Below are 16,772 nucleotides of genomic sequence, written 5' to 3' on the forward strand. Positions count from 1 at the left end.
AACTGGCAAAGGCAGCGCTTCATCAGCCCTCCGCTGCCAAACAGGCGTCAGAACGCGAGGTTGATAGAGGTGCCCAGGTGATTGGGTCAGGCTGAAGCGGCACCGCTCATAACCCGCAGGACGACCGCCATGGGCGCCGCCTTGCAACGACAATAGTCTGCACCGCAGCGCAAGAGCGGCAGCAAGTCGTTCGTATGCGCGCTCGAATAGCTTCGCCGTTCGCCAATAAATATCCACAGACTCTTTAGTTCAACCGATGGCTCATCTTGTGGATTCGTCTGTTCGACTGAGTGAGCGGCCCCTGCGGATGTTACTTATAGGCCTCCATGGCACAGGGTTTACCTCGTTTAGCACCAGTGGAGATGGAGACAGACGATGTACGAGAAAGCGATCGGGACAATCAATGCCGCATCCTCGTTCCGAAACCGATATGACAATTTCATCGGCGGCCGCTGGAGCGCTCCCGCCACGGGCGAATATTTCGCGGACACGAGCCCGATCAACGGCGCCCTGATCGCGGAGTTCGCACTTTCCACCCCGGACGATGTCGAACGCGCGCTCGATGCGGCGCATGGTGCCAAGGATCAATGGGCGCGGCTCTCGCCGGCGGAACGCGCCAGGCTCCTCAACCGCATCGCGGACCGGCTCGAAGACAATCTGGAGCTGCTCGCGCTCGCCGAGACGATCGACAACGGCAAGCCGATCCGCGAGACGCGCGCCGCCGACGTCCCGCTCGCGATCGACCATTTCCGCTACTTCGCCGGCTGCATTCGGGCGGAGGAGGGCGGGATCTCGACGATCGATACCAATACCATCGCCTATCATTTCCGCGAGCCGCTGGGCGTGGTCGGCCAGATCATCCCGTGGAATTTCCCGCTGCTGATGGCGGCCTGGAAGATCGCGCCGGCGCTTGCGGCGGGCAACTGCACGGTCATCAAGCCCGCGTCGCAGACACCCCTCACGCTGATGATGCTCGCCGAGCTCACCGCCGACATCCTGCCGCCGGGCGTGCTCAACGTCGTGACTGGTCCCGGGCGGACCGTCGGCCAGGCGATTGCCGCAAACCCGCGCATCGCCAAGGTCTCCTTCACCGGCGAGACCGTCACCGGCAAGCAGATCATGCACGCCGCCGCCGATCATCTCATCCCGCAGACGATGGAGCTGGGCGGCAAGTCGCCCAACATCTTCATGGCGGACGTGCTCGATGAGGACGACGCCTTCTTCGACAAGGCGCTCGAGGGCTTCACGCTGTTCGCCTTCAATAAGGGCGAGGTCTGCACCTGTCCCTCGCGCGCGCTGATCCATGAATCGATCTTCGACCGCTTCATGGAACGCGCCGTGGCGCGCGTCGCGGCGATCCGCCAGGGCGACCCGCTCGATCCTTCGGTTCAGGTGGGTGCCCAGGCGTCCGAAGACCAGCTTCACAAGATCCTGAACTACATCGAGATCGGCAAGGCCGAAGGCGCGCAATGCCTGACCGGCGGCGCCAGGGCGCTTCCCGGCGGCGAGCTCGACCAGGGCTATTTCGTGCAGCCGACCGTGTTCGTCGGCGAGAACCGCATGCGGATCTTCCAGGAGGAGATTTTCGGGCCGGTCCTGTCGGTGACGCGGTTCAAGACCGTCGAGGAGGCGATCAGCATCGCGAACGACACGGCCTATGGTCTCGGGGCGGGCGTCTGGACCCGCAAGGGCAACGCCGCCTACCGGCTCGGCCGCGCGATCCAGGCCGGCCGGGTCTGGACCAACTGCTATCATCAATATCCCGCGCACGCCGCTTTCGGCGGCTACAAGGCATCGGGGTTCGGGCGCGAAAACCACAAGATGATGCTCGACCATTACCAGCAGACCAAGAACCTGCTCGTCTCGTATGACGAGCAGGCGCTCGGCCTGTTCTGACACCCTCTCAGTAGGAGAAGCAGCCATGGCGAAAACCATGAAGGCGGCCGTCGTCCGCGAATTCGGCAAGCCGCTCGTGATCGAAGAGGCGCCGATCCCCGAAGTCGGCCCCGGCCAGATCCTCGTCAAGATCGCAGCAACCGGCGTGTGCCATACCGATCTGCACGCGGCCGAGGGCGACTGGCCGGTGAAGCCCAATCCGCCGTTCATTCCCGGGCACGAGGGCGTCGGTCATGTCGCCGCCGTCGGATCGGGCGTCACCCACGTCAAGGAAGGCGACCGGGTCGGCGTTCCCTGGCTCTACACCGCCTGCGGCCATTGCGTGCATTGCCTGGGCGGCTGGGAGACGCTGTGCGAACTCCAGCAGAATACCGGCTATTCGGTCAACGGCAGCTTCGCGGAATATGTCCTCGCCGATCCCAACTATGTTGGGCATCTTCCCGACAATGTCGACTTCATCGACATCGCGCCGATCCTCTGCGCGGGCGTCACGGTCTATAAGGGCCTGAAGGCTACCGAGGCAAAGCCCGGCGATTGGGTCGTCGTTTCCGGGATCGGCGGTCTCGGTCATATGGCGGTGCAATATGCCCGCGCCATGGGCATGAACGTGGCCGCGGTCGACATAGACGATAGCAAGCTTGAGCTCGCAACCCGCCTTGGGGCCGCGCTGACCGTCAACGCACGCGGCGAGGATCCTTCGGTCGCCATCAAGAAGGCGATCGGCGGTGCGCAGGGCGTCCTCGTCACCGCGGTATCGCCCAAGGCCTTCCAGCAGGCGCTGGGCATGGTCCGGCGCGGCGGCACGGTGGCGCTCAACGGCCTTCCGCCCGGCGATTTTCCGCTGTCGATCTTCGACACCGTGCTCAACGGCATCACGGTACGCGGATCGATCGTCGGCACCCGGCTCGACCTCATCGAAGCCCTGGCCTTCGCCGGCGAAGGCAAGGTCCACGCAACCGTGCACGCCGAGAAGCTCGAGAATATCAACGATGTTTTCGCGCGCATGCACCATGGCGACATCGAGGGGCGGATCGTCCTCGATCTGGCCTGACCATATTTGACGAAAGCGACGGTCATGCCCTCGTTTCATAGTTTCCCGATCGCGCGGCGCCGCTTCGTCCAGGGGCTGGCGGTCGGCGCAGGCGTTGCCGGATTCGCTCCGGCGCTGCTGGCGAAATCCCTTTCCGCGTCGGCCGGCGAACTGCGCGGAACCGAGTTCGACCTCGAGATCGCCGAGCTGCCGGTCAACTATACCGGCAAGCGCCGGGTCGCGACGGCGGTGAACGGGGCGGTCCCGGCACCCGTCTTGCGCCTGCGCGAGGGCGACACCGTCACGCTGCGGGTTCGCAACAGCCTCAAGGAAATGTCGAGCATCCACTGGCACGGGATCATCCTGCCCGCCGAAATGGACGGCGTCCCGGGCATCAGCTTCGCGGGCATCGCGCCGGGCGAGACCTTTACCTACCGGTTCGAGGTTTGCCAGACGGGGACCTACTGGTATCATGCCCACACGCTCGCCGAGCAGACCGGGCTTTACGGTGCGATCGTCATCGATCCCAAGGTGCCGACGGGTTCTGTTCCCGACCGCGATTATACGATCATGCTGAGCGACTGGTCGGACGAGCCGCCGCTCCAGATCTTCACGAACCTCAAGAAGCTGAGCAGCTATTACAATTTCGCGCAGCCGACCGCAGGCGACTTCCTCAAGGACGTCGGCTCGATGGGGCTTGGCAAGGCCCTCGAGCGCCGGCGAATGTGGAACACGTCGCGCATGAATCCGACCGATTACAGCGATATTTCCGCCGCGACCTACACCTATCTCATGAACGGGACGACGCCCGCGGGCAACTGGACCGCCATCGCCGCGCCGGGCGAGCATGTTCGCCTCCGCTTCGTCGGCGCCGGGACGGCGACCTTCTTCGACGTGCGTATCCCCGGTGTCGCGCTCACGATCGTCTCGACCGACGGGCAGGCGGTGGTGCCGGTGACGGTCGAGGAGTTCCGGATCGGGCCCGGCGAGACCTATGATGTCGAGTTCACCATGCCGGACGGTGATGCCCGCACGATCTTCGCCCAGTCGATCGACCGCACGGGGTTCGCCCGCGGCACGATCGCGCCCGCGCCCGGCATGGTCGCGCCCGTGCCGGCGCTCGATGCGCGGCCCTGGCTCGACCCCGTCGACATGATGGGCGCCATGACCGCAATGGGCGGCGAACATGCGGGGCACGGCGTGACGGAGATGCCGCCCAAGGCCCGGCATGCCCGCACCGAATATGGCGCGAACACCGACATGCGCGTCGACTATCCTCGCGCCAATCTCGACGACCCGGGGGCGGGCTTGCGCGGTCGATCATGGCGCGTCCTGACGCTGGCAGACTTGAGGACACCGACCGGAGATCCCGATCCGCGCGAGCCGGAACGCGAGATCGAGCTCCACCTCAACGGCAATATGGAGCGGTTCATCTGGGCGCTCGACGGGATCAAGCTCAACGACTCGCGGCCGCTTCACTTCAAGCCGAACGAGCGGCTGCGCATCACCCTGGTCAACGATACGATGATGGCCCATCCGATGCACCTCCACGGCATGTGGAGCGACGTCGAAGCGCCGGACGGCACTTTCCAGGTCCGCAAGCATACCGTGGTGGTCCAGCCGGCCCAGCGGGTGAGCTTCCGGGTCACGGCGGATGCGATGGGCCGTTGGGCGTTCCACTGCCATCTGCTCTACCATATGGCCGCCGGCATGTTCCGGGAGGTGGTGGTCGCATGACCGGCCTTGCTCGCCCACAAGGTGCTCCGTTCGCCTTTGTCATTGCGCTCTTGGCTGTGGCGGTCGCGCCCGCCCATGCTCAGGTCGCGCCTCACCAACACGTCCCGGCCGCGCCGCCGATCGCGCAGCAGGTTCAACCGGAAGAACCGCCCCGGGCCGAGGACCATGCCGGCATGGATATGTCCGGGGTCGACGTGTCGGGCGGCAGCACGAAGATGGACATGGGCCGGATGCAGGGCGGCAAGGCCCCGCCGGACGCGCGCGACTCCAACGACTATGCCGACGGCTACCGTAATTCCAGCCTGCCGGGTTATGAGATGGCCGACAAGCTCTCGATCCCCAAGATCCTCGTCGACGAACTGGAGTTTGCCACCGGCAACGAAGGGCAAGGTTTCGGTTGGACGGTGCTGGTCACCAGGGGACAGGACAACGACAAGCTCTGGCTGCGCAGCCAGGGACTGAAGAACTCCGGCGATCGCCTCGATCCCGAGAGCAGCGTCGAGGCGCTCTGGTGGCACAGCAAGAACCCGTTCTGGGGCACGCTGTTGGGCGTTCGCCAAGATCTCGGCAAGGGTGCCACGACCTGGCTCGCCGCCGGCGTCGAGGGTCTGGCGCCCTACTGGTTCGACGTCCAGCTGACCGGCTATGTAGGTGACGACGGCCGTGTGGCGGCCCGTGCCAAGGCTTCCTATGAAGTGCTCTTCACCAATCGGCTCATCCTGACGCCGCAGGTCGAGACCAACGTCTATTCCAAGCGCTCCACCGACCGCGAGCTCGGCAGCGGCTTCAGCAATGTCGAACTGAGCGGCCGGCTGCGCTATGAAATCTCGCGCAAGTTCGCGCCCTATGTCGGCTTCGTCTGGGAACGCGCGCTGGGCGGCACCGCCGATTTCCGGCGCGCGGATCGCGAGCTTGTGACCGAGCATCGCGTCGTGGTCGGCTTGCGCGTGTGGTGGTGACCCGCAATGCGGCGCCGGCAGGATCATTGAACGAACCCGGGCGTCGCGACGAAGGGGACGGCGAGAAGGAGACAGCCTTCCGCTCGCCGATCTTGCTGCAGTTCGCCGTCGCCGCTGCGGCGGCGGGCCAGACCGCTATCCTTGCGTTCCTGCCGTCGCTCGTCGACGAGGGACCGGTCCCACTGTCGCTGCGCGCCCATGACTTCCACGTAGCGAGCCTGAGTGCGGCGCATCCCCTTGCGGCATTGCTCTTTGCGCCGCTCTGGGGCTGGCTCGCGGACCGCATGGACTATCGGGTCCTGCTGCGCGCCGCGCTCATCCTTCTCGCTTTTGCCTTGGCGCCGGTCGGGGTCGTGGCGCTTCCGACACTCTATCTCCTGCGCGCTCTCGCGGGCATGTCCGCGGCCGCGATCATACCGCTCGCATTGCTCTCCAGGAGCTTTGCCGGAGGTGGACGGGCCGAGCGGGCGATGCACTTCACCTGGCTCACCGCCTTCGTTTTCCTGGGCGATCTGTCCGCTCCGCTGCTCGCGGAGGTCTCCGGGGCGGTATTTCCTCGAGCGCCGCTCCTGATGCTGTCGGTCGCCGTCGCCATGATCGCCGTGCTCATGTTGGTTGCGCCCCTGCCGGTGCGCGGCGCCGCGCGGCCCGGGAGCGGTGGTGATGGCGAAGCACAGTCGCTTCCGACCACTTCGATCCTGCTCCTTGTCACGGTCGTCGGCGGTGGGGGCCTTGCCGCCATGCATGTCAGCTTGTTGGTGACCCGCGTTGAAGCCAGTCTCAACCGCGAGGCGATTGCATGGATGCTCAGCCTTTGCGGACTGGCGATGTTGGCGGCGCAGCTGTTCCACACCAGGGTCCCGTGGCTGGTGACAGCCCCCAGATTGCTCGCGTGCCTTACGCTTGGGCTTCTCGCCGCCGCCTTGTTCGTCTTTCCCTATGCGTCGTCGATGATCGTGATCGCCGGCCTCATTGTCGCGGCCGGCTGGAGTTCCGCGAGCCTTCGTCTCGTGACGAGCTTCTGGATCAGCGGCCCCACGCTTCCGTCAGGCTGGAAGCTCGGGCTGCAGCATGCCGCGGCCAGTATCGGCCAGGCCCTTGCGCCACTGGCAATTGCCCTGGCCGATCCGGGGAAACAGCCGCTGATCCTGATAGGCATCGGCTGTGTATCGGTCCTTCTCCTCGTCGCGCTTCCGTTAGTATGGCGACGCAGGCCGGGTTCGACAAAAGCCTCCGATTGATAAGGGGGGGAGGGCATTGCTGCGTATTGAACAATGGGGGCAAGTGCCCACACCGTGTTCGTCACTGTCCAGGAATCAGTCCATGAAGAGCCGTCTGTCCGCCGCCTTGCTGTGCCTCGCTATGCCGGGAGTCGCTCTTGCGGCCAGTGATGTCGTCGTACATCGGGATCCTGGATGCGGGTGCTGCGAGAAATGGGCGCGGGCTGTCCAGGCCAAGCTTGGCCGAAAGGTCGTCATGCGGGATGATGCGACGCGGAGCGCCTTGCAGCGCAACGCTGGCATGCCCCAGGCGCTCGTTTCCTGCCATAGCGCGGTCATCGACGGCTATTTGTTTGAAGGCCATGTCCCGATCGCCGACATGAAGCGCCTGCTGGCGACACGGCCTGCCGGTGTCAAAGGCCTGGCGGTTGCGGGCATGCCGCTCGGATCGGAGGGGATGGAAGTGGCGGGCGTCAAGTCCCAACGCTATGATGTCATCGCCTTCGGTGCCGCAGCGCCAAGGCTATTCGCACGGCATTGAATTGCATAGACGCTAGTGATTGGATCGTCATGCGATGCGCGGCGCGATGCCGCGCGCATCGGGCTGCCGCCGTCGAGTTTCATGTAACTCCACGCGGATCGGGAAAGCCCTTTAATGTTTCCTGCGACTTTGCGCGCTGTGTTGCCCGACCGCATCGAGGATCGCCCGCCCGATCACCGGCTTGGAAATGACGTGATCGAACCCGGCTTCGGCGGCACGACGTGCCAGCACGAGGTCATGAAAGCCCGAGATCATGATCGCGCGCCCCGACCAGCCGGACTGCCGGAGATGCCGCAGGATGGCGAAACCGTCGATGTCGGGCATGCGATAGTCGAGGATGACGCAGTCGGCGTTTTTCGCGCGCGGATCCGCAAGCAGCGCGCTTCCGGACGTATAGCCGGAGACCGTGTAGCCGCGCGACCGCAACAGCAACTGTAGCCCGCGCCGCACCCCGGGATCGTCGTCCGAGACGAGGATGGTGTAGCGTCGATCATGCGGTGTGGAACCAATCGATGACATCTCGGGCGACAAGACAACCTCATTGAACTCGCTTCATCGCTCGCACAGGCGACCGTCCCCGTCGCTACGTAGAGGCCGCAATCATTTGGGCTTTTGTCCGAGGCCCGCCGCGAAAGCGATCCTCAGCGCCTCAGATAGATTACGCGCCTCGAGCTTGGCCATGAGGCTGGCGCGGTGGACTTCCACCGTTCGCGAGGAGCATCCCAGATCGTAGGCAATCGTCTTGTTGGGATAGCCGTTCGCCAAGCCCTCGAGCACCTCCCGCTCCCTGGGCGTCAGGGCGGCGATACGCACCTGCGCGTCGGACGCCTCGATCGCGCGGACGTCGGCATCGTCTATGCGTCCGAATGCGCGTGTGACCGCTTGAAGCAAGGCAGCCTTCTCGAAGGGCTTTTCCAGAAAGTCGATCGCCCCGGCCTTCATCGCCTGGACTGCAACCGAGACATCACCATGCCCTGTGAGAACGACGACCGGCATGTTGATCCCGCGCTCGGCCATGGCGGCCTGAACCGCCAGGCCATCCATTTCCGGCATGCGCACGTCGAGGATAACGCAGCCAATTGTCGCGGACCTGGCCACCTTGAGAAATTCCACCCCTGACGCATAGGTTTCGACAACATAGCCTGCCGTCTTCAGCGCAAAGCCGGCCGCGCGCCGAATTGCTTCCTCGTCGTCGACGAGGTGAATGATCCGCCTATCCTCCATAATCCTCCTCCGCCTTCGCGTGGATCAGCGTGAAATGAAATCGCGTGCCGCCACGCGGGGGGTGCTCGACCCAGATCCTTCCACCGTGCGCCTCGATGATGGTCCGGCAGATCGAAAGGCCCAGGCCCATGCCATCGGACTTGGTCGACACGAACGCGGTGAAGAGCTGCTGCCGAATTTCCTCGGCGATGCCCGGTCCCGTATCCTCGACGGTTACTTCGATCAGGCCATCGGGGCGCAGCATGCTCGCGAGCCGGAGATCGCGGATCGGCACTTCCGCCATCGCCTCGATCGCGTTGCGCATCAGATTGACGAGCACCTGCTGGACCTGCACGCGGTCGACGAGAACCGGCGTCGCGGCCGGGTCGAGCGCGAAAAAAGTGCGAACGCCGCGTTCGCGCGCGCCGACCAACGCCAGCTGGCTTGCCTCGGCGATGACATGCGGCAAGTCATGAACGCTCTTCTCGACCTCTCCGCGCGCCACGAAATCGCGCAGGCGGCGGACGATATGGCCGGCACGCAAGGTTTCCTGGGCCGCGTCGTCCATCACCGAACGCAGCGACGCGAAACGCTCGCCCTCCTCTGCCTCGAGCAGATCCCTGATCGTTTCCAGGTAGAGTGCTACCGCCGCGAGAGGCTGGTTGAGTTCGTGCGCAAGGGTAGAGGCCATCGTGCCCATGGCGCTGAGGCGGGAGACGTGCACGAGTTCGGCCTGAAGCTCCTTCAGCTTCAGCTCGTCCTGTTCCTTTGCGGTGAGATCGCGGACGAAGCCGGTGAACATGCGCTGGCCGTCCTCGCCTGCCTCGCCGACGGATAGCTCCATCGGAAAGGTCGAACCGTCGCGGCGCTGCCCGACGACCACGCGGCCGAGCCCGATGATGCGGCGCTCGCCGGTCCGGAGGTAGTGGGCGATATACTCGTCGTGACGGCCGCGGTCCGGTTGCGGCATCAGGCACGAGACGTTGTGCCCGATCAGTTCGGCTTCCCGGTAGCCGAACAGGCGCTCGGCGGCTGCGCTGAACGAGGTGATGCTGCCCCCCTCGTCGATGATGATCATCGCGTCGGGGACGGTCGCAAGGATGGATTGCAAATGCTGTTCGCGCGTCTCGATCGAGGCGCGAACGGCGGCCTCGTCGGTGACGTCGCGGGTGATGCATGCGAACCCGCAATGAAGGTCACCGTCGAACAGCGCCGTAATGGTCAGGCGCGCCAGATACTCGGAGCCGTTCTCGCAAACTCTCCAGGCTTCGCGCTCGAATGTTCCTTCGTCTAGCGCCGCTGCCAGATCGGCCCGTGGTCTGCCGGCAGTGATCTCGTCGGGCGGATAGAAAAGATCATGCGGCTTTCCCAGAACATGGTCGAGCGGCCAGCATTCGATCCGCTCGCCTTCCTCATTGTAGCTCAGCACCCGCCCGGAGACATCAAGCAGCGAAAGGACATAGCGGCCGGCCTGACGCAGAAACAGCGCGGCAAGCCGCTCGATCTCGGCAGTGGCATTCCTGGCGTCGGGATCTTTCTTGTCCATGACGCCCGCTCAGCCCAGTAACCGAAGGCGTTTGAGGGATCGAGGTTCGAAGGAGATGCTCAGCGACGCGCGAGGATGGCCTTCATCTCGTCGATTTCCTGGCGCTGCGACTGCTCGATCGAGGTGCACAGACGGACGACCTCCGGGTCGCTCAGCCGCGCTTCGCGGCACATCAGGATCGCGCCCGAATGGTGCGGGATCATCGAGCGCAGGAAGGCTGTGTCGCCGATCGTCGTTTGGGTGCGGATCAGGGCGAAGCTGCCGAAGAAAGCGATCAGCGAGACCGCGATCAGCGCGATATTGGCGGCCTTCGACGGAAACATATGCCGCATGGCGAGGATCATCAGCACCACCATCGGCGCCACCATCATCATCGTCATGTAGAGCATGTTCAGGTTGTTGTAGAAGCTGTCGAGACCGTCGATCATGACGAACATCACCAGATACATGATGACGCCGCTGACGAGGGTCTGGAGCGCGAGGCTCCAATAGGCTCCCTTTTGCGGGCTGCCGTAGCCGGATGGGTGGTCCATAGGTCCTCTCCTTGGTTCGGCGTGAACCGGATACAGCGGGATTGCCGCACACCCTCTCGCCCATCTGCCGCATCGCCCTTCGCCACTCCCGCACTAGAACCAGAAGCGGACGCCAACGACGAAGCTCGTGGCATGGACATCCTCCCCGGCAAGGCGGGAGAGCCGTGCCGTATCTCCCGTCTTGCGCAGATAGGACACGCCGACATAGGGCGCGAACTGGCGGCTGATTTCGTACCGCAGCCGCAGGCCGGGCTCGACGTTGACGAGACCTGAGCCGATGTCGTTCTCGGGCACATCCTGCGCACTGAAATTCACCTCGAGGCGCGGCTGGAGGATGAGGCGCTGGGTGATGCGCTGGTCGTAATAACCCTCGACCCGGCCGAGCAGGTCGCCTTTGGTAGAGAGGAACAGCGCGCCTTCCACTTCGAAGAAGCCCGGCGCCAGGCCCTCAAAACCGACCGTCGCATAGGTGCGGTCGGGGCCGCGCCCAAAATCCTGCCGGATACCGGCCTGGACGTTGAAATAGGGGTCGATGGCGCGGCTGTAGAGCACCTGCACTTCGGCGGTATCGATGCCGCGCCCGAACTCGCCTTCGCCCTCGCTCTTGAGCCAGAGCCTGTTGATGTCGCCGCCGTAGAAGCCTTCGCCGTCCCAGCGATAGCCGTCGCGGCCGCTATGGGCCTGATACTCGAAGACGTTGAGCAGAAGCTGGCCGAAATTACTGCCGCCGTTCTCCTTCATCATGGCCATTCGCGCCCGCGCCATCTCGCCGCCGGGAAAATCGCGATCGGCATAATGGTCGTGCGGAACAGGCGGCGGCGGTGCGTCACCGGCGGGAAGCGCCGTCCCGGTCATCTCCATGCCCGGCATCGCGCCCTGGCCGTGCTGCGCGTGGTCCATGTCAGGCATGTCGGGCATCGCGCTATCCTGATGCCGGGAATGGTCCATTCCCGGCATGCTGTCCGGCGATGCGGCCGGATCCTGCAACTGCGCAGGTGGGTTGGGGCGCGGCGCGGCGTCCTTGTGCTTCTGCTTGTCCTGCGCCGGCTGCGCCCCGCCCGGCGGCGTCGTGCCGGGCATGTCGTGCGTTGAATGGTCCTGGGCGAACGCCGGCACTCCCAGCGCCAGCGCCGACACCGCCGCGAGCATCGTCGCGAGCCGGGTCATGCCGCATCTCCCTTGGGACGCACGCTCACGACCCGCATCATCCCGGCATGCATGTGATAGAGAAGATGGCAGTGGAATGCCCAGTCGCCGACGGCATCGGCGGTGAAGTCCCAGCTCACCTTGCCGCCCGGCTGGACGATGACGGTGTGCTTGCGGGGCGCATGATCGCCGTGTCCCGTCACCAGCTCGAAGAAATGGCCGTGGATATGGATCGGATGCCCCATCATCGTGTCGTTGATGAGGTTGATCCGCACGCGCTCTCCCTCGGTGAAGGGGATCGGCTCGTGATGGTCCGACATCTTCTCGCCGTCGAACGACCACATGAACCGCTCCATGTTGCCGGTGAGGTGGATGTCGATGCTGCGGCCGGGCGCCCGCACGTCGGGATTGCGCTCCAGCGCCATCAGATCCTTGTAGACGAGCACCTTGTGGCCGACGTCCGTCAGACCCTGGCCCGGCTCGCCGGTGCGATCGACCGGCATCGGTGAGATGGTCTGAACGCTGGGGTCGCGCTTGACCTGCGGTGCATTCGCAAAGTCGCGCATCTTCATCGAGGCCATCTCGTGCCCGCCATGATCCATGCCGGTCATCTGATCGCCGGCCTCGGCCGCCATTGCCGAATGGTCCATCCCGGCCATGCCGGAGTGGTCCATGCCCGGCATCGCGCCATGGTCCATGCCGCCCGGCACCGCCGCTGCCGCGCCGCCGAGACGCGCGGAGGCGTTCTTCTCGGCACTGGGATCGACGCCCCGTGGGGCGGCGCCTGACATATCCATTCCTTCCATGCCGGGCGTCGAGGACATGTCCATCCCCATGTCCTTCATGTCGGCGAGCGGTCGCTTGCGCAGGGGCGGCACCTCGGCGGTCATGCCGGCGCGCGGCGCGAGCGTGGCGCGGGCCATGCCCGAGCGGTCGATCGCCTCGCCGACGAGCGTGAAAGCCTTGTCCTCGCCGGGCGTGACGATGAGGTCGTAGGTCTCGGCGACGCCGATCTGGAACTCGTCGACCGTCACCGGCACCACATTCTGCCCGTCGGCCTGGACGATGGTGAGCGGCAGTCCCGGAATACGGACATTGAAGGTGGTCATGGCCGAGGCGTTGATAACGCGCAGCCGCACCCGCTCGCCGGGCGTGAACAGCGCGGTCCAGTTGTCGAACGGGCCATGGCCGTTGACGAGATAGGTATAGGTCGAGCCGGTGACGTCCGAGATGTCGGTCGGGTCCATCCGCATCTGGCCCCAGTCGAGCCGGTCCTTGAGCGGCTGGTCGCGCCCCGAGAGCAGCCCGGCGAGCGTCTGGCGCTGGAAGTTGAAATGACCCGGATTGACCTTGAGGCGACGGAAGATCGCCTCTGGCGACAGCGGGCTGTGGTCGGCCAGAACGATCACATGCTCACGGTCATAGGCAACGGGATCGTCGCCCGCCGGGTCGATGATGATCGGCCCGTAATGACCTTCCTGTTCCTGAAGGCCCGAATGGCTGTGATACCAATAGGTGCCGCTCTGGATGACCGGGAAGTCGTAGAGATAGCTCGAACCCGGCTTGATGCCGGGGAACGACACGCCCGGCACGCCGTCATGCTTCGCCGGGACCAGAAGCCCGTGCCAGTGGATAGAGCTGTCCTCTTCGAGCTGGTTGACGACGTTGAGCCGCACCCTTTGCCCCTCGCGCAAGCGGACCAGCGGCGCGGGGACCGTGCCGTTGATGCCGATGGCGCGAAAGCGATGCCCGTCGATCGTCATCGACTGGCGGGCGATGGTGAGGGTGATGTCCTCGCCGGAGACGGTAGGAAGGGTAGGCCGCAAGCCCGCCGACACGGTTTGCGCCCAGGCAGGCAGCCAGGCCGACAGCGCGGCGGCGCCGCTTGCGAGCGCGGCGCCGCGCAGGAACTGGCGGCGGTCGAACACTGAATTCATAACGCGCTGTCTTCGCTCACATCCAGGAGGGGTTATTGGGAATACGCAGCGCGAGCGCTTACCCCTCAAGAATTTTGCAATATTTCCGAAAGCCGCGTCCGGGCGCGATAAAGTCGGGTTTCGACCGCCTTCTGGCTGATACCGAGGATCTCGGCGGTCTCGGCTTCGGAGGAGCCTTCAACTGTCCGCAGTATCAGCACTTGCTTGAGCGCGACTGGCAGAGCCGCGATCGCCGTCATCGTGCGCTCCAGCTCGGTTTCGCCGGCCAGCGTTCTGTCCGCGCCAGGCGTTTCGTCCGCCAAGTCGCGTGCTTCGCCCAGCGGCAAGGCGAAGGCGAGCAGCCTGCGAACGGCGCGGCGGCGGCGCCAGTCTCTGCATTTGTTGAGCGCGATACGGGAGAGCCAGGCGCGGAACGATCGTTTGCCGTCATAGCGGCCTAGCGCGCTGAACGCCGAGACGAAGCAGGTCTGGGTTACATCGATAGCTTCCTCGCTATCGCCGACGTGACTGCGCACGAGCCGGTACACCCAGCCCTGGTGGCGTCGCACCAGTTCGCCGAACGCTGCTTGTCGGCCTGCCAGGGCCAGACCCGCAAGCTCCCCGTCCGAGCAGTCGGGGAGGTGGAGCGTCATTTTTTCTGGGCCGTGAGTGCTTTCACCACGGCTTCGTCGAACTTCGCCGCCTGGTCGGGACGGAGCACTGCGCGCATCGCGAATATATGCTCCAGCGTCTCCTTCTGTAGTTCGCCCATTGCCTGATGCGAGCGGTCGACAGCGGCCGAGACTCTTGGGCCATAGCCATGTTCGGCCTCGATCGCCTCGGCAAGGCGTGCATTGTCGGCGCGCAGCTCGGCTTCGAGCGCCTCGCGGCGAATGGCGTAGCTCTTCTCGATCTTCTCGAGGCGTGCGTGCTGCCCTGCATCGAGCTTGAGATCGCGGTGAAGCAGCTCATGAAGCTCGTTTTCGACTGGTCGATCGGGCACGACATAGACGCGCCCGATCACCACGCCGGCGACCGCCGCGGCAAATGTCAGCAGCGCCAGAAGAACCAGCCGCCGAGGATCGCGCATCACCGCGATCCAAGCAGCGACGAGGGCGCCAACGCCAGCCGGGCGTCGAACGGCGTGATGGTGCTCGCATCGGCGGATGCGGTGGGCAGCCCAGAGCCGGCAATCCCGATGAGAAGCGCAGCGAGCGCCGCAATGCCGAACGTGGTGTTGCCGACGCTCGGACTTGCCTGGATGCGGGCGATCTCCGCCATCACCCGGTCGTCGAGACCGTGTAGCCGCGGATCGAGCGGCGCGTCGCGCAAGCGTCCGAGAAGTGTGTCGAGATCCGTCATCTGCATTCTCCTTCAAGCTTAGAATACGCAATAACCCATCATGCCCCTCATGCGAGGCGTGCGTGAATATTCTGAGGGGTAAGCCGCGGCGCTGCGTATTCAGCAATACCATTCTTCGAGAAGGAGTTGCTTTCATGCCTGCACCGCATCGCTTTGCCCTGGCCGCGCTCGCCGCCAGTGTGCTCGTCGCATCCCCGGCCTTTGCCCATCCCAAGCTCCTGTCCTCGACGCCTGTCGCCAATGCGAGCGTCGCGGCCCCGTCGAAGATCACGCTCACTTTCAGCGAAGGCTTAATGCCCAGGCTGTCCGGCGCCGAGATCGTCATGACGGGCATGCCGGGGATGCCCAACCATCGCATGGCGGTCACGGGCTTCAAGACCACGACCGCCGCTGACGGCAAGACGCTTGTCTTGACGCTTGCGCGACCGCTCTCGGCCGGAAGCTATCAGGTAGCCTGGCATGTCGTCTCGACCGATACGCACCGGATTGAGGGCAACCTCGCCTTCACCGTGACGTGACCCGGTGAGTGACGTGGCTCTCGTCGCGATCCGCTGGGCGCTCTACGTCGACCTCGGCCTGCTGTTCGGTCTGCCGCTGTTTGCACTCTATGCGCTCGGCGGCGGGCAGACCGCACGGCGGCACCTGCCGTTGGTCGTTCCGCTCATCAGCCTCGCGGCGCTTGGCCTTCTCCTCTCTTCGCTGGGTTTCCTGCTTCAGGGAGCGGCCATGGCCGGCGTGCCGTTCACCCAGCCGGACATGTCGATCCTGAGCGACCTCCTCGACGAAACCGCGCTGGGCTTCGCGCTCAAGATACGAATGCTGGCGCTTTTTTCCGTGCTCTCCGGCGCTGCGCTGCTGAACCGATCGCCGCGCGGCGCCACACTGGGTGCGACGGTCGCAGGCGCAGTCGCGCTGGCGACGCTTGCCTGGTCGGGTCATGGCGCGGCTGGGGAAGGCGCTGCGGGTTGGTTGCAGCTTGGGTCCGATCTACTCCATCTCTTCGCCGCCGGGGCATGGGTCGGGGCGATTGTCGCCTTTCTCCTCCTGACACTGCCGAAGATCGCGACGGACGACATGGAGCGGGCAATGCTGGCCGAGCGCGCGCTGCGCGGCTTCGCAAGCGTCGGCACGCTGATCGTTGGCCTGCTCATTCTCACCGGCGCCGTTAACGGCGCCTTTTTGGTCGGCCCTGACCATGTGCTGACGCTGGCGCAATCGACCTATGGGCTGCTGCTGATCGCCAAGCTCCTGCTTTTTGCCGCGATGGTCGGCCTTGCCGGACTCAACCGCTTCCGCCTCACGCCCGCGCTGGGTATCGCCATTGCGCAACAGGACGCGGCCGCGGCGATGGTCCTGTTGCGCAAGAGCCTGCTCGTCGAGGGCTGCCTGGCGGTCGTCATTCTCGGGCTCGTCGCATGGCTGGGAACACTGTCTCCGCCCATGTCGGTCTAGCGCAATGCCAACCGCCACGAGCAGAGCGAGCGCCATGCAGTCCTGCGCGTCGCCCCTGGGAGCCAATCGACGCAGCCCGGGATCGATTTGAGACATATCTCTGCTTCGCGCAGCCGGGTGTCGAGCGTGGGGCGTTGAGCGCCTGCCTCGCCGCTTAGCAGGGTGCGGAAATAGGGTCGTTCGGGGATCGATCTGAGGACTTCGACAGTTTGACGTCGGTCATTTGAAGCG

General features: G+C 65.0%; 18 protein-coding genes. 8 read left to right on the forward strand and 10 right to left on the reverse strand.

What is annotated here, in order from left to right; genetic code table 11:
• Window positions 1-375 precede the first annotated feature (375 nt).
• The 6 genes from QHC67_RS17335 (at window position 376) to QHC67_RS17360 (ending at window position 7,383) form a co-directional block, all read left to right on the forward strand.
• Window positions 376-1,896 carry an aldehyde dehydrogenase family protein gene (locus tag QHC67_RS17335; protein ID WP_319296184.1) on the forward strand — a complete coding sequence of 507 codons (1,521 nt, stop codon included), beginning with the start codon at window positions 376-378 and terminating at the stop codon, window positions 1,894-1,896.
• A 25-nt stretch (window positions 1,897-1,921) separates the two neighbouring features.
• On the forward strand, window positions 1,922-2,947 hold the full coding sequence (adhP, locus tag QHC67_RS17340; protein ID WP_183956207.1) for an alcohol dehydrogenase AdhP: 1,026 nt from the start codon (window positions 1,922-1,924) through the stop codon (window positions 2,945-2,947).
• A 24-nt stretch (window positions 2,948-2,971) separates the two neighbouring features.
• Window positions 2,972-4,663 (forward strand): copper resistance system multicopper oxidase, encoded by a 1,692-nt coding sequence (locus QHC67_RS17345; RefSeq protein ID WP_319296187.1) that lies wholly within the window; start codon window positions 2,972-2,974, stop codon window positions 4,661-4,663.
• 173 nt (window positions 4,664-4,836) lie between these two features.
• A complete protein-coding gene (locus tag QHC67_RS17350) occupies window positions 4,837-5,622 on the forward strand; it encodes a copper resistance protein B (RefSeq protein ID WP_051187084.1) in 786 nt (261 codons plus the stop codon).
• A 26-nt stretch (window positions 5,623-5,648) separates the two neighbouring features.
• A complete protein-coding gene (locus tag QHC67_RS17355) occupies window positions 5,649-6,863 on the forward strand; it encodes an MFS transporter (RefSeq protein ID WP_319296189.1) in 1,215 nt (404 codons plus the stop codon).
• Window positions 6,864-6,945: 82 nt separating this feature from the next.
• A complete protein-coding gene (locus QHC67_RS17360) occupies window positions 6,946-7,383 on the forward strand; it encodes a DUF411 domain-containing protein (protein ID WP_319296191.1) in 438 nt (145 codons plus the stop codon).
• A 111-nt stretch (window positions 7,384-7,494) separates the two neighbouring features.
• On the opposite strand, the gene QHC67_RS17365 is transcribed toward QHC67_RS17360, so the two are convergent.
• The 9 genes from QHC67_RS17365 to QHC67_RS17405 all read right to left on the reverse strand — a co-directional run bounded on the left by QHC67_RS17365 (window position 7,495) and on the right by QHC67_RS17405 (window position 15,089).
• Complete coding sequence (locus tag QHC67_RS17365; RefSeq protein ID WP_319296216.1) at window positions 7,495-7,902, reverse strand: response regulator; 408 nt, start codon at window positions 7,900-7,902, stop codon at window positions 7,495-7,497.
• Between the two features lie 81 nt (window positions 7,903-7,983).
• Window positions 7,984-8,607, reverse strand: coding sequence for a response regulator transcription factor (locus tag QHC67_RS17370; RefSeq protein WP_319296192.1), 624 nt, complete (start codon window positions 8,605-8,607; stop codon window positions 7,984-7,986).
• Window positions 8,597-10,132 carry a PAS domain S-box protein gene (locus tag QHC67_RS17375; protein ID WP_319296194.1) on the reverse strand — a complete coding sequence of 512 codons (1,536 nt, stop codon included), beginning with the start codon at window positions 10,130-10,132 and terminating at the stop codon, window positions 8,597-8,599. The genes QHC67_RS17370 and QHC67_RS17375 overlap by 11 nt, the downstream gene beginning before the upstream one ends.
• A 59-nt stretch (window positions 10,133-10,191) precedes the next feature.
• Entirely contained in the window at window positions 10,192-10,665 is a 474-nt protein-coding gene (locus QHC67_RS17380; RefSeq protein ID WP_319296196.1) for a DUF305 domain-containing protein, read from the reverse strand.
• Window positions 10,666-10,758: 93 nt separating this feature from the next.
• Window positions 10,759-11,832 (reverse strand): copper resistance protein B, encoded by a 1,074-nt coding sequence (locus QHC67_RS17385; RefSeq protein WP_319296198.1) that lies wholly within the window; start codon window positions 11,830-11,832, stop codon window positions 10,759-10,761.
• Window positions 11,829-13,748, reverse strand: a complete 1,920-nt coding sequence (locus QHC67_RS17390) for a copper resistance system multicopper oxidase (protein WP_319296200.1) — start codon at window positions 13,746-13,748, stop codon at window positions 11,829-11,831. The genes QHC67_RS17385 and QHC67_RS17390 overlap by 4 nt, the downstream gene beginning before the upstream one ends.
• A gap of 65 nt (window positions 13,749-13,813) precedes the next feature.
• Complete coding sequence (locus QHC67_RS17395; protein ID WP_319296202.1) at window positions 13,814-14,380, reverse strand: RNA polymerase sigma factor; 567 nt, start codon at window positions 14,378-14,380, stop codon at window positions 13,814-13,816.
• A complete protein-coding gene (locus QHC67_RS17400; RefSeq protein WP_319296204.1) occupies window positions 14,377-14,817 on the reverse strand; it encodes a periplasmic heavy metal sensor in 441 nt (146 codons plus the stop codon). Before QHC67_RS17400 ends, QHC67_RS17395 begins: the two co-directional genes overlap by 4 nt.
• Entirely contained in the window at window positions 14,817-15,089 is a 273-nt protein-coding gene (locus QHC67_RS17405) for a hypothetical protein (protein WP_319296206.1), read from the reverse strand. The genes QHC67_RS17400 and QHC67_RS17405 overlap by 1 nt, the downstream gene beginning before the upstream one ends.
• Window positions 15,090-15,223: 134 nt before the next feature.
• Between QHC67_RS17405 and copC the strand changes: the two genes are divergently transcribed.
• Together copC and copD are read left to right on the forward strand one after the other, a co-directional pair.
• Window positions 15,224-15,607 (forward strand): copper homeostasis periplasmic binding protein CopC, encoded by a 384-nt coding sequence (gene copC, locus QHC67_RS17410; protein ID WP_319296208.1) that lies wholly within the window; start codon window positions 15,224-15,226, stop codon window positions 15,605-15,607.
• Between the two features lie 4 nt (window positions 15,608-15,611).
• Entirely contained in the window at window positions 15,612-16,541 is a 930-nt protein-coding gene (copD, locus tag QHC67_RS17415; RefSeq protein ID WP_319296210.1) for a copper homeostasis membrane protein CopD, read from the forward strand.
• On the opposite strand, the gene QHC67_RS17420 is transcribed toward copD, so the two are convergent.
• Window positions 16,538-16,772, reverse strand: a 235-nt coding sequence (locus QHC67_RS17420) for a hypothetical protein (protein ID WP_319296212.1), incomplete at its 5' end; no start/stop codon positions are given. The two genes, copD and QHC67_RS17420, sit on opposite strands and share 4 nt — an antisense overlap.

It is taken from the genome of Sphingobium sp. (assembly GCF_033795625.1).
Taxonomy (GTDB): domain Bacteria; phylum Pseudomonadota; class Alphaproteobacteria; order Sphingomonadales; family Sphingomonadaceae; genus Sphingobium.

Excerpts from the sequence above, each read along its gene's own strand:
- QHC67_RS17365 (WP_319296216.1), bottom strand. The coding sequence starts at position 7,902 with ATGTCATCGATTGGTTCCACACCGCATGATCGACGCTACACCATCCTC.
- QHC67_RS17400 (WP_319296204.1), bottom strand. The coding sequence starts at position 14,817 with ATGCGCGATCCTCGGCGGCTGGTTCTTCTGGCGCTGCTGACATTTGCC.
- QHC67_RS17335 (WP_319296184.1), top strand. The coding sequence starts at position 376 with ATGTACGAGAAAGCGATCGGGACAATCAATGCCGCATCCTCGTTCCGA.
- QHC67_RS17405 (WP_319296206.1), bottom strand. The coding sequence starts at position 15,089 with ATGACGGATCTCGACACACTTCTCGGACGCTTGCGCGACGCGCCGCTC.
- QHC67_RS17370 (WP_319296192.1), bottom strand. The coding sequence starts at position 8,607 with ATGGAGGATAGGCGGATCATTCACCTCGTCGACGACGAGGAAGCAATT.
- copC (WP_319296208.1), top strand. The coding sequence starts at position 15,224 with ATGCCTGCACCGCATCGCTTTGCCCTGGCCGCGCTCGCCGCCAGTGTG.
- QHC67_RS17350 (WP_051187084.1), top strand. The coding sequence starts at position 4,837 with ATGGATATGTCCGGGGTCGACGTGTCGGGCGGCAGCACGAAGATGGAC.
- QHC67_RS17345 (WP_319296187.1), top strand. The coding sequence starts at position 2,972 with ATGCCCTCGTTTCATAGTTTCCCGATCGCGCGGCGCCGCTTCGTCCAG.
- adhP (WP_183956207.1), top strand. The coding sequence starts at position 1,922 with ATGGCGAAAACCATGAAGGCGGCCGTCGTCCGCGAATTCGGCAAGCCG.
- QHC67_RS17380 (WP_319296196.1), bottom strand. The coding sequence starts at position 10,665 with ATGGACCACCCATCCGGCTACGGCAGCCCGCAAAAGGGAGCCTATTGG.
- QHC67_RS17375 (WP_319296194.1), bottom strand. The coding sequence starts at position 10,132 with ATGGACAAGAAAGATCCCGACGCCAGGAATGCCACTGCCGAGATCGAG.
- QHC67_RS17395 (WP_319296202.1), bottom strand. The coding sequence starts at position 14,380 with ATGACGCTCCACCTCCCCGACTGCTCGGACGGGGAGCTTGCGGGTCTG.
- QHC67_RS17385 (WP_319296198.1), bottom strand. The coding sequence starts at position 11,832 with ATGACCCGGCTCGCGACGATGCTCGCGGCGGTGTCGGCGCTGGCGCTG.
- QHC67_RS17360 (WP_319296191.1), top strand. The coding sequence starts at position 6,946 with ATGAAGAGCCGTCTGTCCGCCGCCTTGCTGTGCCTCGCTATGCCGGGA.
- QHC67_RS17390 (WP_319296200.1), bottom strand. The coding sequence starts at position 13,748 with ATGAATTCAGTGTTCGACCGCCGCCAGTTCCTGCGCGGCGCCGCGCTC.